This window comes from Paraburkholderia sp. J69-1, assembly GCF_905220255.1.
Taxonomy (GTDB): Bacteria; Pseudomonadota; Gammaproteobacteria; order Burkholderiales; family Burkholderiaceae; genus Paraburkholderia.
The window spans coordinates 1-15,643 of record NZ_CAJMZG010000020.1 but is presented as its reverse complement, the minus strand read 5'-3'; the positions used below and the strand labels follow the sequence as shown (position 1 = coordinate 15,643).

Here is a 15,643-nt window from a genome sequence, read left to right as displayed (position 1 = left end):
CGGCTGGCCGCGCCGGGAGCGACACGATGAACCAGCCCGCCCGCGAATCCACCGCCGGCAAGGCGCAGGCCGCGCCCCACGCCGCCGAGCCGCGCAAGTCGCTGCTCGCGCGTCTGTCACAACGCGAGCCTCTCGCCGTCGACGGTCTGCCGCCCGCGCTGGCCACGCTCGGCATGGGCCTCGTGCATATCGTCTACGCCAACGCCTCGCCCGCGCGCGACGCGCTGTTCTGGGAAACCGCCGCCGCCGCGCTCGAAGGCCCGGCCACCGTGCTGTCCACGCGCGATACCGCCAGCATTGCCGCCAAGCTGCGCGAGCACGGCATCGACATCGACCGGCGCGACGCCACCCATCACTGGGCCAATATCTGCTCGCTCACGCCGCTCGAAGGCCGCGACGGCGCGCAGGTGCTGATCGAGGCGCTGGAAGCGCTCGCCAACCAGTGCGCCGCGCCCGCCAGCCAGTTCTACATCGAAGGCGCGGAAGCCTTCTTCGCCTGGCACGACGCCGCCGCGCTCGCGCGCCAGGGCGCGCAGCTCGCCAACTGGTGCGCGCAGCACCGCTACGGCGTGCTGCTGGTCGCCGAACCGCCGGGCGCGGGCGAAGACAACGCACAGCCCGCGCTCGCCGCGTTCCAGGCGCGCTTCGCGGGCGTGGCGCAGTTGCTGCAGACGCAGGGCCAGTTCCACTGGGAAGTCGCGTTCTGGCGCACGGGCGATGCGGTGCTCGGCAGCCAGTCGTTGCCGTTGCGCTTTTCGGCAGTCGATCATCGGCTGACGGTATCGGGCGGGGTCTTCTCGAATTCGGCGGGCGAAGCCGGTCTACTCGCGCCCGACGAAGGCCGTGTGATCGTGTCGCGCGACGCCGTGCTCAACGAGCGCGTGCTGCCGCCGTCGTGGCAGGTCGTCGACGATAACGAGGCGGCGCTCACCGCCGCGCGCAATGCCGTCGCCGCGACCGTGGTGCTCGATTTCGGCGCGAGCCGCGACCTCGAAGCGCTCGCCGAACACGTCCACACGCTGCGCCTGCAATGCGGCACCGCGCTCAAGATCATCGTGCGCGAAGACGGCGTGGCGATGCGCTACGAATCGCTGATGCTCAATCTGGGCGCGAACCGCGTCGTGCCGCGCAACACCACGCTTTCGCAGGTCGAAGCGATCGTCGAGAGTCTGCAGGGCCAGGTATTCTCGCGCCCGATGCCCGCCGATTACCGCCAGGCGCTGGCCGCCGTGATGCACGGCGACGAAAGCGGCTACGTCAGCGCGACGCACTTCGTCGAACTCGTGCGCGCCGCCGTCGAACGCAGCCGCGTGATCCAGTTGCCGAACGTGCTGATCCGCCTTGCGCTGATGCCCGAAGTCGCGCACGTCGATGCGTTGCAGGCCTGCCATCAGCGCCGCGCGGGCGACATCATGACGGCGGCGGGCGACAGCCTCTACGTGTTCTTCTTCGCGTGCCGCCTGGGCGACGCCGATGCGGTCTGCCAGCGCGTATTCCTGCGCCCGCTCGCCGAGCTGTTCCAGGGCGAGCAGCGTTGCGGCGATTCGAGCTCGATCGGCGCGCTGCTGCAAACGCTCACCGACGAAATCGACGCGCAAACGCCGCCCGATTACTCCGGCTGGCTCGCGCTGAATGCGCCGCAGGATGCGCCGGTGCAGGAGCAGACGCCCGCCGCGCAGGAAACACCCAAACCGCAGAAAGCGCAGGCCACGAAACAAGCTCAGGAGCCACAGCAGGCGCCCGTGATTCCCACCTATATCGCACCGCGCGAAGTCGCGCCTGCCGAGGTGGCGCGGCCCTTGCCGTCGCTGCCCGCGTTGCCCGTGCTCGCCGATGCCGCGCCGGCGGCGCCATCGGCTGCGTCCACGCGCGCCGAACCGCGCCGTGCCGCGCTGCCGCTCAAAGCTCAGGGAACCCGCTGATATGGATATGTTCTTCGGCTATTTCATCTGGGGGCTGATTCTCGCCGCGCCGCTCTGGTGGCTGGCGTGGCGGTTGCGCCTCGGACGCTTTCTGCCCGACTGGGCGCGGCCGATGCGGCAACGCCCGCTCGAATTGCCGCCGCAACTGGACGCGCTCGTGATCCGCGGCAAGCGTCGCAAGGATCTCGTGGTGCGCCGCCCATCGACGGTCGCCGCCACGGCACCAGCGCCCGCCAACCCCGCCTCTGCGGCCACTCTCGCGGAGCCCCGCTCATGAAAACCATCGCGATCGTCTCCGCCGTGGGCGGCGCGGGCCGCACGACGCTCGCCGCTTCGCTGGCGGGCCTGCTGGCCGCGCGCTCGCACACGGCGCTCGCTGTCGAATGCGATCCGCGCAACGTGCTGGCGCTGCACTTCGGTCTGCGCGAAAACGCGCGCGAAGGGCTGGTCACGCATCTCTACAACCCGAACGCCGCCGGCGACGACTGGGCGCGCGCCGCGCTGCAAAGCGACGACGGCGTGCTGGTGCTGCCGTGGGGCAGCGTCACGGCCGACGGCGAGTCGACCACCCACAGCAGCGACGACGGCGACGGCACGACGCGCCTTGACGCCAATCGCCGCTGGCTGCGCGACCTGCTCATGCGCGTCGATCTGCCGTCCAGCACGCTCACGCTGATCGACGCCGCGCCCTGGCCTTCGGCGCACGCGCGTCAGGCGATCGAAGCCGCCGACCTCGTGCTCGGCGTGCTCACGCCCGACGCCGCCGCCTGCGCGACGCTGCCGCGCTTCACCGAGGCGCTGGTGCGCGCGGGCAAGCGCACCGCCTTCGTCGCGAATGCCGTGGTCCCGGCCCGCCAGCTTCACACCGACCTGATCGCGCTGCTGCGCGCGCGTCTGGGCGCGGCCATGCTGCCGTACGTAGTCCATGCCGATACAGGCGTGCCCAACGCCTTCGCGGGCGGCTCGAACTTCTGCCGCAGCGCGCCGGGCTCGCAGGCCGCGCACGATCTGAACGGTATCGCCTCGTGGCTGTCGCACTGGGCTTCGGGTGCGCTCTCCGAACTCGCCAGCGATCTGCCCGAAGGTGCGAGTCCGCCGCCGCCGGACCGCTTCGCAGGAGGCCGGGGATGATACGCGCGAGGGTGCAGACGTTCTGGGCCGACTACGTGAGCGACCCGCTGGCTCGCTACTGGCGCGCGCTCTGGGTGGGTCTGCGCCGCGTGAGCGCGCCCGAACTGAACGTGGCCACCGATGCGGGCTTCGGCGCGTGGCTGCTGCGCCTCTTTTTCCGGCCGCCGCGCCCCGGCAAACGCGACTGGCCCGCGCTCGCCTTCTCCGCAATCGGCCGCGATATCGTCGCGCGGCTGAACCTCGGTCAGGACCGCAGCACGGGCGCGTGGCTCCTGCGCCTCTTTCTGCGCCCGCGCCGTGGCCGCCGCCGTTTCGCCGCCGATCTGCGCATGGTCCACAAGCAGCCGCAAGCGCACAAGATCGCGGCGCGCGTGTGGCTCGACCGCAAGCTCGAACCGCTTTATCGATATGGCCGGCGCGTTGGCACAGCGATCGCGGCGCGCCTGCCTGCAATCGACTGGGACGGCATCCAGCACCGCCTCGAAAAGCTCTCCGAAGCGCTCGACAGCGTGCCCTTCCTGCGCCAGTGCCTGCTCGTGCTCGCCTTCATCACGGCGATCACCATCTGCACCACGCCACTGCCGCTCGGCGACCAGGTGCTGCTGTTCTTCCTCGTCTGGCTGGTGGTGATGCTCGCGCGCCGCGTGCCGGGCCGCCTGTCCACCATGCTGATGGTGATGCTGTCGATCATCATGACGGGCCGCTACGTCTGGTGGCGCTCCACGCAAACGCTGCACCTCACGAGCCCGGCCGAAGCCATCGTCGGCTATGTGCTGTTCGCCGCCGAGCTGTACACGTGGGTCGTGCTGATGCTCGGCTACGTGCAGACGGCCTGGCCGCTGCGCCGCAAGCCTTCGCCGCTGCCCGACGATCCCAACGACTGGCCCACCGTCGACATCTACATTCCCACTTATAACGAGCCGCTCGCGGTGGTGCGCCCGACCGTGTTCGCCGCCAGCACGATCGACTGGCCGCGCGACAAGCTGCGCATCTACCTGCTCGACGACGGCGACCGCGACGAATTCCGCGACTTCGCCGCGCATGTGGGCATCGGCTATATCCGCCGCGAGGAACACACCCACGCGAAGGCGGGCAACATCAATCACGCGCTCAAGCTCACGAGCGGCGAGCTGATCGCGATCTTCGACTGCGACCACATTCCCACGCGCTCCTTCCTGCAGACGACGGTGGGCACTTTCCTCGCCGATCCAAAATGCGCGATGGTGCAGACGCCGCACCACTTCTTTTCGCCCGATCCGTTCGAGCGCAACTTCGACACCTTCCATCGCGTGCCGAACGAAGGCAGCCTGTTCTACGGTCTGATCCAGGACGGTAACGACTTCTGGGACGCCACCTTCTTCTGCGGCTCCTGCGCGGTCATCAAGCGCGCGCCGCTGGAGTCGATCGGCGGTATCGCCACCGAAACGGTGACCGAAGACGCGCACACGTCGCTGCGTCTGCATCGCAACGGCTACACCTCGGCGTATCTGCGCACGGTGCAGGCCGCGGGCCTCGCCACCGAAAGTCTCGCAGGGCACATCGGCCAGCGCATCCGCTGGGCGCGCGGCATGGCGCAGATCTTCCGGCTCGACAATCCGTGGTTCGGCAAAGGGCTCTCGTTCTTCCAGCGCATGTGCTACAGCAACGCCATGCTGCACTTCTTCTACGGGCTGCCGCGTCTGATCTTCCTCGTGATGCCGTGCGCGTTCCTGTACTTCGGACTGCACGTCATCAACACGCCCGCGACGGTGATTCTCGCCTACGTGCTGCCTTATCTCGTGACCGCTGCGATCGCCAATTCGCGCATCCAGGGGCGCTACCGGCATTCGTTCTGGGCCGAAGCGTACGAGAGCGTGCTGGCGTGGTACATCGTGCTGCCGACCACAATCGCCGTCGTCAATCCGAAGCTCGGCAAGTTCAACGTGACGTCCAAGGGCGGTCATATTGAGGAGGATTACCTCGACTGGACCATCTCCACGCCGTATCTCGTGCTGCTCGGCATCAACGTGGTCGCGATTCTGTGCGGCATCGGCCGTCTGACGATCTGGCAGACCGACGAACCCGCCACGGTGTTCATGAACCTGTTCTGGGCGCTCGTGAATCTCACCGTGCTGGGACTGGCCGTGGGCGTGGCCAAGGAAGCGCGCCAGGTGCGCGTGGCTCACCGCATTCCGCTGCGCGTGCCCGCCATGCTCACGCTGCCCGACGGCCGCACGCTCGCCTGCAAGACCGAAAACTATTCGATGGGCGGTCTGGGGCTCGTGCTGCCCGTCGAAGCGGGCGACGAAAAACTCGATTCCGGCGAGCGCGTGAGCGTGTGTCTTTCGCGCGGCTCGGTCGAGCACGACTTCCCCGCGGTGGTCGCGCGGCTCGCGGACCGGCGCCTGGGGATTCGCTTCGAGGACATGTCGATCGAGCGCGAACGGCGTCTGGTCGAATGCACGTTCGGTCGCGCCGACGCCTGGCTCGAATGGGAAGACGTGCCGCGCGACGACGCGCCGCTCAACGGTCTCGTCGAACTGATCCTGCTGAGCTGGCAAGGGTATCTGCGTCTGGCCGACGCCTTCTTCGACGCGCTGGAGAACATCTTCACGCGGCGGCGCGACGAAGGGGGCAAACCGGCGCGTCAGCCGTAACGCGCAGCCGTATTTATCGCTATTCGAAACGCAGCAGCACCACCGAATTCACGCCGCAATCACGCTGGAACGCGACTCACTATGGGCCTCTGGAATCTCTACTTCGCCGCCAAGCTGTATCTCTTCTCGCTCGGGAAGCTGCAGATCGTCTGGCTGCTGAACATCCTGTTCGCCGTCGCGCTGCTGGTGCCGCTGCACTGGCGCTGGCTGCGCATCACGCGCAACGTGCTCGCGGTCGTCGCGGGCTTCGTGCTCTTCTATCACGAGTCGGGCTGGCCGCCGATCAGCCGGGCGATCTCGCAGATTCCGGTGCTGCTGACCTTCACGCCGTCGTACATGCTGGAACTGCTCGGTCGTCTCGTGTCGCTCAAGGCGATCATCGCGGCCGTGCTGGCGGTGCTGCTCTACTTCCTCGTCAATCGCTGGATTCGCGTGACGACGCTGGTGCTGATCGCGCTCGTGGGCATTCCGCTTTATCAGGGCGCGGGCACGCTGGTCGCGAACGCCACCAGCGCGCTCGCCGACAATAGCGACAACGGCGATAACGCCAACCGCAACGCCAACGAGCCAAAGAACGAACAGGCCGGCGGTTACGACCAGCAACTCGCCGCTTTCCGTTCCAACGAAGAAGGCCGCCACGTCACCTTCACGCCGCTCACGAGCGATACGAGCGCGCAGTTCGACATCATCGTCGTACATATCTGCTCGCTGTCCTGGGACGATATGGATGTCGTGAAGATGCGCAATAACCCGCTGTTCTCGCGCTTCGATTACGTGTTCCAGAACTTCAGCTCGGGCGCGAGCTATAGCGGCCCGGCGGCGATCCGCGTGCTGCGCGCGTCGTGCGGGCAGGAGGCGCACAAGGCGCTCTACGATCCCGCGCCGCCCGAGTGCCATCTGTTCACGCAACTGGCGCAGGCCGGTTTCACGCCGAACGCGCTGCTCAACCACAACGGCCGCTTCGACAATTTCCGCGGTACGGTGATCAACGAAATCGGCGTGCCGGGTGTGACGATTCCGTCGAACGACGGCCTGCCCGTGTTCATGAAGGAATTCGACAACTCGAATCTGTACGACGACTACGACGTGATCGCGCGTTGGTACAAGCAGCGCATCGCGGCGGGCGGCGGTCCGGTGGCGCTCTACTACAACACGGTGTCGATGCACGACGGCAACCGCCTGCCGAACAACAATCTCACGAGCCTGCAGTCGTATCCGATCCGCCTGCAGACGCTGCTGGGCGACGTCGATAAAGTGATCAACCTCGTCGCCCAGTCGGGTCGCAAGGCCGTGATCGTGTTCGTGCCGGAGCACGGCGCGGCGCTGCGCGGCGAAGAGAACCAGATCGCCGGCATGCGCGAAATCCCCACGCCGAATATCGTCCACGTGCCGGTGGGCGTGAAGGTGGTCGGCCTGCCGGCCGGCACCGACCACGCGGGCGGCCCGGTGACGATCGACCAGCCGACGAGCTATCTGGCGCTCGCGCAACTGCTCGCGAATCTGGTGGCGAAAAGCCCGTTTGCAGTGGGCGCGCAACCGCTCGCGACTTACGCGCAGAACCTGCCGCAGACGCGCATGGTGGGCGAAAACGAAGGCACGGTGACAATGGCCACGCCATCGGGTTACGTGATTCACACGCCGGACGGCGTCTGGGTGGAGGGCAAGTAAATGGCGCTGAAACTCTGGGGCAGTTCGCGTCGCTCGCGTCGCAGTCCGTTGCTGCCCGGCGATATCGATGCGCTCGCGCGTCTGGTCGATGGCGTCGATGCCGATCGCTACTACGATGTGCAGGCGCTCGAAGCCTGGCAGGACGCGGCCGGACGCTGGCCGCTCGTGGCCGCCGTGCTCGAACTCAAGCCCGAAACGGACGACTCATCGGCATAACTGGGCGCGTCTAGACGCGCTCCGCGTAGACGGTGCGCTCGATCGGCATGCAGCTCAGGGTGCGGCCGGTCGGTTCGATATAGCGTTGCGCGAGTGCGGCGGGTTCGGGCTGCTCGATGGCGCGCCAGCCGTACGGCGCGAGAAACGCACGCAGCGCCTGCGGATCGAGACCGAAACGCCAGACCGGGCGCGATGCGACGAAGCGGCGATAAAGCGGCGCCATTCCCGGCGGTACGTCGCCTTCGAGAAAATCACTGCAGATATAGGTGAAAGCCAGGCGACTGCCTAGCTTTGCGCGAGAAAGAAACGCGAAGGTGGCGCGCACGGAGGCTTCGTCCAGGTATTGCGTGACGCCTTCCCACACGAAGAACGTGCGCAGCTCGCGCCGGTAACCCTGCGCGGCAAGCGCAGCGTCGAGCGCCTGATGCTCGAAATCGATCGCCACGAGCGTCATATTCGCGGGCACCCGGCCATAGCGTTGCTTTAAACGGGCGCGCCGCGTTTCGATATGGGCGCGCTGATCCAACTCCCACGCTGGCACACGGTTGTCGTCGAGCTGACGTAGCGCACGCGTGTCGAAGCCCGCGCCCAGATTCACGAATGCATCGATCTGCGGCAGCGCTTCGCTGAGCTTGTCGTCGATGTAGCGCTTGCGGCAGAGTAAGCCGCCCCACAGCCCCGGATAGTGACGCTCGGCCATGGCGATCATGCGCGTGGCCGTGCGTGCGCCCGTCATCGACAGAAACCAGCGCGCAGCGGTGGGCAGGAAGGATTCGGCGAGTTCGTCTTGAACGATGCGACGCGACGGCGCCAGGCGCTGCTCGACGGCGACCAACGCCATCGGCCCGATCGCGGTGCGAGCGGCTTCCATCGTCATCGCGCTCTCCGTCTGTGGCGGCTTCGGGGACGCTTCAGGACAGCGTCGGGCGGCCTCGGCTGCGCTTGTGGGGAAGCGGGTACGGGTAAGGATCGCCGTGGAACAGTTCCATCGTCAATTGCGTCCAGTCGGCCTTGCGTGATGCGGCTAGCGTACGGACGCTCCGCAAGCCGGTGCTGGTGCCGCTTTGTCGCGCGGACGCGCTGCAGTCTGTGGGCAACGTGTCGAACAGGTCGCGTGCGAAGAGTTCGTGCGTATCCCCGCTGTGGCCGCTTTGGCCGCAAGTTGCCGGCATCGCGGGCCAATCGCCGCAGCGTGTGCGGGAGATGTGCGCTGGCGTGCCGCTTTCGACCTCGCGTGCGGCCAGATGCACCGCGGCGGTTTCGCGCGCCTGCGTCACCAGCTCGAACAGATCGCTCGTTACGCCGCGCGTGTGTTGTGCCGATGCCTCGCTGCGCAGGCGCTTCGTGAGGCCGATATAGGCGCCGAGGTCGGCGTTGCGTACCGCTTCGTGCAGCTTCGCCATGTCGCGCGCCTTCACGCGCGTGGGCTGCACGAGCTTCACGAAATACGGCGCTTCCAGTTCGACGCCAAACGCGACCGGATAACCATTCGCGCCAAATTCCGCGCCTGCGCGCTCCGTCGTGCCGATGCGGTCCACGACCACGGTGCCTTGCGACGCGCACGGCGCCTTCGCAGTGCTGACGCTACGCAGACGCTCGGGCTGCACGCGCAGGCCGCTGCCCAGCGTGAGTTCGGTTGGCGACGCGCATACAAGCGCGTAGTGATGATCGCGCAGCTTGCCCGACGGCAAGCGCGTGCGGCTCGTCACGAACACATGTTGCGGTAGCTGACGCACCTGCCCGCTCGCATCCACCCAGGCGTTCCAGACCAGCGCGTCTTCGCGCCGCACGTCGGCCACACGCGGGCGACTGGCCGCCGGCGAGAACAACGCCAGCAGCGAGCCCGTACGCATCGCGGCAAGCTGCGCGCTGCTGCCGAGCGACTGACTGATGCCCCACAGAAAACGCCCACCGCCCAGACGGCGCTCCCACTCCTTGCGCAGGACGATCGTCGGCAGATCTTCTCCCGTTTCGGAACCGATCCTGGACCAGCAGAACGTGGGCGGTAGGTGTTTCAGTGCCATCGACTTCCTCGAAATGCGCCGAGCCCACCGGATTCGGCAGGCAATTCAATAAACGCTACTGTATAGGTATAATGCATGACATGGAAGGCCCAGACACTCATTTTCCCGTGCAGGAACTGCTGCGCCGGCTAGCGGCAGACACGCGCTCGTCCAGCCAGATCGCGCGGCTTTCGGGGGTTAGTCAGCCCACGGTTTCGCGGTTGCGTCTATCGAATGGGCGTAGGGTTCGACGCAGCGCGTCATTCAATAAGCTATGCAATTTCTACAATATGGATGCCGCTTCGCGGCATGCGTCGGCGTATAACGACCTGCTGCGCAATGCCATCGTCGATGTCTGGGACGGTTCGGAAGAGCACGGGCGCGCGCTGCTCGTGGTCATCAAGGGGCTCAAGGAATTGCGCGAGCGGGCCGGTCGCACGTGAACGAGAACCGTGCATGGCGTCTTAGGTAACCCGATTTGGGATCAAGGTCGCCAGCAGGCATCGCATACGAGCGAAAAAGGCAGGTTTAGTCGCTTTCCAGACTTGCCTGTGTGCCTTGTCGCACCGACATTGCATAGAAATAGGCACGACGCGGGCAATACGCTCCCATAACTGGTGACCTTTCGGCGCAAGCGGGAACCTATGCGAAACAAGGCCTCGTTTTTTCGGCGAGTGTCTATATATAGAGAAGGCCATCGCGTTTCGCGACCCGCCCGTAACGTTTCGTTTGCTTGCCTGTCACCATGAATTCACCGTCGGCTGACGATCGCGCTGCATCGCTGCGAGGCCAGTGCCTCTGCGGCGCCGTGCGCTATCGCGTCGCCGATGCATTCCGCTACGCCTTCAACTGCCATTGTTCGCAGTGCCGGCGTGCAACCGGCGCGGCTTTCAAACCGTTCGCAGGTATCGAACGCGCGCATTTGCGTCTCGAACAGGGTCGGGACGAGGTTTCGGTTTATGGAGATGTCGATGCCGCACACGATGTCCATTGCGGACGTTGCGGCTCGCTGCTGTATTCGGTCGTACACGAAGGCGCGTATGTGCACGTGACGCTGGGTACGCTTCTCGATGCGCCGACGATTCGCCCTCAAGGGCATCTCTTCGTCGCATCGAAAGCGCCGTGGTACGAGATTACTGACGCATTGCCTCAATATGACGAATTTCCTTCGTAATATTCCAGCCGGCTTGCCGATGTCAACGCACAAGCGCGCAAGTACGTTCATAATGATGGGTTGGCACGCCGCAGTCGCCGTAATGGGGAGCGATCGTAGTGTGCCACGTGCATCCCTGCGCCATTTCGACGCAATTTTGCTGCGGCACCGCCTGGCCGTTTGTCCAACGAAGGAAAACGTGCGAACCATTGGCCGGTTATTGCGTCTAATTACGCGCTTGAGAGAACGCGGAGCGCTCAACAGCGCTACTCAGACGTCGTATCTAAAACGTTTCGACCCTACAAGGGGCGATCTGTGCGTCCGCGCGACGATACAGGTTGCCTCCTATGGCGTAACGCACTACCATACGCGATCTTTCTGCATTGCACGAAAATCCAGGACGCCACGCCCCTGTGCGTTTGGCGCTCGCTCGGCGGGCCGGCACGCGCCCCCGCCCATTCCCCTGCAATTTCGTCATCGCCAGGACGCCACGCCGCTGGCGCGTGACCCTTTTTGCCCTCGCCGGGCATTCCTCTCGAGGAGAATGTATTGACTAGCCATGACCGGGAAGACGCGCTGGCCTCGTCTACCCGCACCGCACGCCGCGGATCCAAGGACAAGACCGGCGATACGACTCAAATGGACGGTTCCTCGCAGCTCGAAAAGCGCCAGCACCAGATGCGCGCGCTGATCAAGCTCGGCCGTGAACGCGGTTACCTGACCCACGCCGACATTAACGACCACCTGCCCGATAACTTCGCGCAGACGGCCGCGCTGGAAACCATCGTCGCGACCTTCAACGACATGGGCGTGCAGGTCTACGAGCAGGCGCCGGACGCCGACACGCTGCTCCTGAACGACGAAGCACGTGCCGACCAGCAGGCCGACGACGAAGCCGACGAAGAAGTCGAAGTCGCGCTGTCGACTGTCGACTCGGAATTCGGCCGCACGACCGACCCGGTCCGCATGTACATGCGTGAAATGGGTTCGAGCGAGCTGCTCACGCGCGCAGGCGAAATCGAAGTCGCCAAGCGCATCGAAGACGGTCTCCAGGAAATGATCCAGGCGATCGCGGCTTGCCCGTCGATCGTCGCGACAATTCTCGCCGACGCAGACCGCGTTGCCGCAGAAGAGATGCGCATCGACGAACTCGTGGATGGCATCGGCAGCGGTGACGCCGAGCAGGAACCTGCACCCGCCGCAGAAGCCGAAGCCGATGACGTCGTCGAAGCTCAGGCATCGGACGAAGAAGAATCGGACGATAGCGACGACAGCGACGAAGAAGCAGACAACGCCAAGGCGAACGAAGCGCAACTGGCCCAGCTCAAGGCTGACAGCCTGGCGATCTTCGCACGCGTGCGCGCGCTGTTTGAACAGATGACCTGCACGACCGACGCCGACGCTCGCGCGACGGCCGCCGAAATGCAGATCTGCGCGGACATCCAGCAGGAACTCGCACAGATCCGCTTCACGGCTCGCACGATCGACCGCCTGTGCACGCTGCTGCACGAGCAGGTCGCGGGTATCCGCGCGATCGAACGCAATGTGCTGGCGATCGTCGTCGACCGTTGCGGCATGCCGCGCGAGGCGTTCATCGAGCAGTTCCCGGGCAAGGAAACCGACCTCGAATGGGGCGTGCGTGCTGCCGCTTCGTCGAGCAAGTACGGTCCCGCCATCGAGCGTAGCCTGCCGGCCATCCAGGCCGAACAGCGCAAGCTCGCTGAGATCGAAGCCGCTGCTTCGCTCTCGCTGCAGCAGATCAAGGCGATCAACCGCCGCATGACCGCTGCCGAATCGAAGATGCGTCAAGCCAAGGGCGAGATGGTCAAGGCCAACCTGCGTCTCGTGATCTCGATCGCGAAGAAGTATGTGAACCGTGGCATGCAGTTCCTCGACCTGATTCAGGAAGGCAACATCGGCCTGATGAAGGCGGTGGACAAGTTCGAATACCGCCGCGGCTGGAAGTTCTCGACCTACGCAACGTGGTGGGTTCGTCAGGCTGTGACGCGTGCGCTCGCCGACCAGGCGCGTACGATTCGCGTGCCGGTGCACATGATCGAAACGATCAACAAGCTGAACCGCATCTCGCGCGAAATCCTCCAGCAGACCGGTATGGAAGCTCATCCGGCCGATCTGGCGGCTCGCATGGGCATGACCGAAGAGAAGGTGCGTGGCATCCTGAAGATCGCCAAGCAGCCGGTTTCGCTCGAAAGCCCGGTCGGTGACGACGGCGATGCCACGCTCGGCGACATGATCGAAGACGCATCGTCGAGCTCGCCCGCCGATGCGGCGATCCACGCGAACATGCGTGCCGCCATCGACGAAGCGCTCAAGGCGCTCTCGCCGCGCGAAGCGAAGGTGCTGCGTATGCGTTACGGCATCGACACGACCTCGGACCACACGCTCGAGGAAGTGGGCAAGCAGTTCGACGTGACGCGGGAGCGTATCCGCCAGATCGAAAGCAAGGCAATGCGCAAGCTGATGCACCCGAGCCGCGCCGACAAGCTGCGTCCGTTCCTGGAGCGTTAATAGCGGTTTTATCGCTACGCTACGCCGGACTGGATCCGGCGCTGGAATGAAAAAGCCCGTCACGAAAGTGACGGGCTTTTTGTTTGGTACGTTTGGTAAGTTTGTCGCGAAGGGAATTGCGATTGCGTCGAACGTCGCTTAGTCCGTGCCGTACTTCGGCGAATGCGGACCGTAGAGCAAGCCCGTCGGCGCACCCGCGTGCAACAGCCGATAGCTCGTGATACCCGCGATGTCGTGGCTCTTGTCGGTCAGCGAGTTCGCGACCTGTTTGATTGCGGCCATGACCAGCATCGCAATCAGTCCGCCGCCGTTGTTGTTGCCCTCTTCGCTGTTGGCCGTTGCCGAACCTTGCCAGAGTACGTCGCCGCTCTTGAGATCCACGAGCTTCGCCGACGCCGTCACGATCGTTGCGCTCGCAAGCACTCGATACTGCGTGCCGTACTGGGTGATCGTCGAATACACGACTGCGTCGGCACCAAATATCTCACGCAGCTTCGCAGCCGGGGTCTGCTGGATATCGCCTGCCGTGGTGAGGCCGTTCTGCTTGAACGTTTCTTCCATCACCGCGACCGGAATCACGTAGTAGCCGGCTTCGGCGAGGGGCATCGTCATTTGCGACAGCATGCTGTTTGACGCGTTGACGTCCGTCGCCGAGTTGTCGGGCGGCAGCACGAGAATCGAGCGCGGACGGGCGTTCTTGAACGCCGTGTAATCCACGTTCTTGACCGGATGCGCGCAGGCGGCCAGCAGCGCGAGCGCAGACAGCGCCAGCCAGAGCTTGAGAGAAGAGAATCTGGACATAGCAATACGCTCGCTTATTGTTGTTTCGGTTTCTTCATGAGGAAGTCCATATAGGTCGTCGATTCCGGGAAGAGATGCTTCTCGGCGTCGAATTCCTGCATGGCCTGCGTGTCGTTACCGACATTGGCGTACAACATCCCCAGTTGCGCGTGGAAACCCGGCGGCGGCGTGTTGCCCTTGGCACGGATCTGCTGCAGCGACTTTTCGAGCACGTCGATCTGTTCCTGCGGCGCCTTTTCGCCCTTCAGGTAGTCGTAGACTTCCGGCTGATAACCGGTCCATTGATAGAGCGACGGCGTGGCGGGCGCGCAGCCCGCAAGCACCAATGTCGCCGCCGTGATGGGCAGGCAGATTCCCCGAAGCGTGCCGATGTATTTCATTGCAAAACCCCGTTTGCGTAGTTGTTGTGATCGAGCGTGAAGCACCAGTCGCGAATCGCGCGTGCTTAATGCGCGGTGCGCAGTGCGCCCGCATCGACCTGATCGGCCAGGTGGTTGACGGCTTCCTGAATCGCGAGTTCGAGCACCTTGCCGTTGAGCGTCGAGTCGTAGCTTGCGGTGCCGCCAAAGCCGATGATTTCGCGATTCGACAGACTGTATTCGCCCGCGCCTTGTGCCGATGCAATCACTTCCGACGTCGTCGTATCGACGACATTGATATTCACTTTCGCGTATGCAATCTGGTTCCTGCCGCTGCCGAGAATGCCGAACAACTGGTGATCGCCCACTTCCTTGCGGCCGAATTCGATCACGTCGCCAGTAATGACGTAGTTGGCACCCTTGATTGCCTGGGCTTTCTTCGTGAAGCCGGCTTCCTGACGAATCTCGTCGAGATTGTCGCGATCGAGAACGCTGAAGCGGCCGCTTTGCTGCAGCGACGTGATCAGAATAGTTTTCGCCTGGCCGCCGAGACGGTCGATGCCGTCGGAGAAAATGCCGCGCATATAGGCCGAGCGATTATCGAACTTGCCGACGGCGATCTGCACCGGCTTGCCGACAGCCGGGCGCTGTGCGCTTGCGACCGGCGCGACAGGCAATGCGCGCGACGATTCGGTAGCGCAACCGCTCAGTGCGGCAACGGCCGCGACGGCGAGCACGGCAACGCAAGTTCTGGACAGCTTCATGGATTCTCCCTGGTTTTAGAACGGAAACGGAAACGGAAACGGAAACGACAACGACACGCGCGTGCATTGCGGCACGCGCGAAGTGAAGTGGCTGGAGAACAGGGAGCGGCTGCGCAATTCAGCGTGGCGGAAGATGCGCTGGAGGCATAGGACGCGAATACGCTGCGCATCGCGTCGTGGCGAGCGAAAGAGGCGCAGTATATCGCTGCGCGTGTGGTCATTCCATCGGCAATGCATGTTTCTCGCTTCCCGCACGCTGGCGCATGCGCAGAAGCCCCCGCACTCTTTTTGGTGTTGCGTGCTTTTTAAGTCAGTAGTTAAACACTACACACGCGTGTATCGGCGGGTTTTAGAGAAACTTTAGGAAATCGACGATTTAATGCGCATTAGATTTTTATTTGCACCCTCTTTAAATAATTTTAAAAAGCTTTTAAACGCGATTTAAATGCAAGCGATAGGTT

Annotated in this window: 14 protein-coding genes; 9 read left to right on the top strand and 5 right to left on the bottom strand. The window is 64.4% G+C overall.

The window, feature by feature from the left end; genetic code table 11:
* The first annotated feature begins 26 nt into the window (after positions 1 to 26).
* The 6 genes from bcsE (at position 27) to bcsR (ending at position 7,573) form a co-directional block, all read left to right on the top strand.
* Positions 27 to 1,922 (top strand): cellulose biosynthesis protein BcsE, encoded by a 1,896-nt coding sequence (bcsE, locus tag U5A67_RS29750; RefSeq protein WP_321817129.1) that lies wholly within the window; start codon positions 27 to 29, stop codon positions 1,920 to 1,922.
* A gap of 1 nt (position 1,923) precedes the next feature.
* A complete protein-coding gene (locus U5A67_RS29745) occupies positions 1,924 to 2,199 on the top strand; it encodes a hypothetical protein (protein WP_321817128.1) in 276 nt (91 codons plus the stop codon).
* Positions 2,196 to 3,053, top strand: coding sequence for a cellulose biosynthesis protein BcsQ (bcsQ, locus tag U5A67_RS29740; RefSeq protein WP_205986078.1), 858 nt, complete (start codon positions 2,196 to 2,198; stop codon positions 3,051 to 3,053). The genes U5A67_RS29745 and bcsQ overlap by 4 nt, the downstream gene beginning before the upstream one ends.
* Positions 3,050 to 5,689, top strand: coding sequence for a UDP-forming cellulose synthase catalytic subunit (gene bcsA, locus U5A67_RS29735; protein ID WP_321817127.1), 2,640 nt, complete (start codon positions 3,050 to 3,052; stop codon positions 5,687 to 5,689). Before bcsQ ends, bcsA begins: the two co-directional genes overlap by 4 nt.
* Positions 5,690 to 5,770: 81 nt before the next feature.
* Complete coding sequence (gene bcsG / locus U5A67_RS29730; protein ID WP_321817126.1) at positions 5,771 to 7,357, top strand: cellulose biosynthesis protein BcsG; 1,587 nt, start codon at positions 5,771 to 5,773, stop codon at positions 7,355 to 7,357.
* On the top strand, positions 7,358 to 7,573 hold the full coding sequence (bcsR, locus tag U5A67_RS29725; RefSeq protein WP_205986075.1) for a BcsR/BcsP family cellulose biosynthesis protein: 216 nt from the start codon (positions 7,358 to 7,360) through the stop codon (positions 7,571 to 7,573).
* Positions 7,574 to 7,583: 10 nt separating this feature from the next.
* Here the strand turns inward: bcsR and U5A67_RS29720 are convergent, their stop codons facing one another.
* A complete protein-coding gene (locus U5A67_RS29720; RefSeq protein ID WP_321817125.1) occupies positions 7,584 to 8,450 on the bottom strand; it encodes an SAM-dependent methyltransferase in 867 nt (288 codons plus the stop codon).
* Positions 8,451 to 8,484: 34 nt separating this feature from the next.
* Positions 8,485 to 9,597 (bottom strand): hypothetical protein, encoded by a 1,113-nt coding sequence (locus tag U5A67_RS29715; RefSeq protein WP_415767962.1) that lies wholly within the window; start codon positions 9,595 to 9,597, stop codon positions 8,485 to 8,487.
* A gap of 80 nt (positions 9,598 to 9,677) precedes the next feature.
* Here U5A67_RS29715 and U5A67_RS29710 point away from each other — a divergent pair, with 80 nt between their 5' ends.
* The 3 genes from U5A67_RS29710 to rpoD all read left to right on the top strand — a co-directional run bounded on the left by U5A67_RS29710 (position 9,678) and on the right by rpoD (position 13,258).
* The gene (locus tag U5A67_RS29710) at positions 9,678 to 10,019 is read left to right on the top strand and encodes an XRE family transcriptional regulator (RefSeq protein WP_321817124.1); all 342 of its coding nucleotides are present in this window, start codon (positions 9,678 to 9,680) and stop codon (positions 10,017 to 10,019) included.
* 302 nt (positions 10,020 to 10,321) lie between these two features.
* Entirely contained in the window at positions 10,322 to 10,750 is a 429-nt protein-coding gene (locus tag U5A67_RS29705) for a GFA family protein (protein WP_321817123.1), read from the top strand.
* Between the two features lie 528 nt (positions 10,751 to 11,278).
* A complete protein-coding gene (gene rpoD / locus U5A67_RS29700) occupies positions 11,279 to 13,258 on the top strand; it encodes an RNA polymerase sigma factor RpoD (RefSeq protein ID WP_321817122.1) in 1,980 nt (659 codons plus the stop codon).
* 138 nt (positions 13,259 to 13,396) lie between these two features.
* Here the strand turns inward: rpoD and U5A67_RS29695 are convergent, their stop codons facing one another.
* The 3 genes from U5A67_RS29695 to U5A67_RS29685 form a co-directional block, all read right to left on the bottom strand.
* Positions 13,397 to 14,059, bottom strand: a complete 663-nt coding sequence (locus U5A67_RS29695) for a DUF799 domain-containing protein (protein WP_321817121.1) — start codon at positions 14,057 to 14,059, stop codon at positions 13,397 to 13,399.
* Positions 14,060 to 14,073: 14 nt separating this feature from the next.
* A complete protein-coding gene (locus U5A67_RS29690; protein WP_321817120.1) occupies positions 14,074 to 14,439 on the bottom strand; it encodes a DUF4810 domain-containing protein in 366 nt (121 codons plus the stop codon).
* A 65-nt stretch (positions 14,440 to 14,504) separates the two neighbouring features.
* Positions 14,505 to 15,182 carry a CsgG/HfaB family protein gene (locus U5A67_RS29685; RefSeq protein WP_321817119.1) on the bottom strand — a complete coding sequence of 226 codons (678 nt, stop codon included), beginning with the start codon at positions 15,180 to 15,182 and terminating at the stop codon, positions 14,505 to 14,507.
* Between the last annotated feature and the right edge of the window lie 461 nt (positions 15,183 to 15,643).

What these genes read in the sequence shown, in the direction of transcription:
- U5A67_RS29710 (WP_321817124.1), top strand. Translation starts at nt 9,678, where the DNA reads ATGGAAGGCCCAGACACTCATTTTCCCGTGCAGGAACTGCTGCGCCGG.
- bcsR (WP_205986075.1), top strand. Translation starts at nt 7,358, where the DNA reads ATGGCGCTGAAACTCTGGGGCAGTTCGCGTCGCTCGCGTCGCAGTCCG.
- U5A67_RS29695 (WP_321817121.1), bottom strand. Translation starts at nt 14,059, where the DNA reads ATGTCCAGATTCTCTTCTCTCAAGCTCTGGCTGGCGCTGTCTGCGCTC.
- U5A67_RS29705 (WP_321817123.1), top strand. Translation starts at nt 10,322, where the DNA reads ATGAATTCACCGTCGGCTGACGATCGCGCTGCATCGCTGCGAGGCCAG.
- bcsQ (WP_205986078.1), top strand. Translation starts at nt 2,196, where the DNA reads ATGAAAACCATCGCGATCGTCTCCGCCGTGGGCGGCGCGGGCCGCACG.
- bcsE (WP_321817129.1), top strand. Translation starts at nt 27, where the DNA reads ATGAACCAGCCCGCCCGCGAATCCACCGCCGGCAAGGCGCAGGCCGCG.
- U5A67_RS29685 (WP_321817119.1), bottom strand. Translation starts at nt 15,182, where the DNA reads ATGAAGCTGTCCAGAACTTGCGTTGCCGTGCTCGCCGTCGCGGCCGTT.
- U5A67_RS29745 (WP_321817128.1), top strand. Translation starts at nt 1,924, where the DNA reads ATGGATATGTTCTTCGGCTATTTCATCTGGGGGCTGATTCTCGCCGCG.
- U5A67_RS29690 (WP_321817120.1), bottom strand. Translation starts at nt 14,439, where the DNA reads ATGAAATACATCGGCACGCTTCGGGGAATCTGCCTGCCCATCACGGCG.
- bcsA (WP_321817127.1), top strand. Translation starts at nt 3,050, where the DNA reads ATGATACGCGCGAGGGTGCAGACGTTCTGGGCCGACTACGTGAGCGAC.
- U5A67_RS29720 (WP_321817125.1), bottom strand. Translation starts at nt 8,450, where the DNA reads ATGACGATGGAAGCCGCTCGCACCGCGATCGGGCCGATGGCGTTGGTC.
- U5A67_RS29715 (WP_415767962.1), bottom strand. Translation starts at nt 9,597, where the DNA reads ATGGCACTGAAACACCTACCGCCCACGTTCTGCTGGTCCAGGATCGGT.
- bcsG (WP_321817126.1), top strand. Translation starts at nt 5,771, where the DNA reads ATGGGCCTCTGGAATCTCTACTTCGCCGCCAAGCTGTATCTCTTCTCG.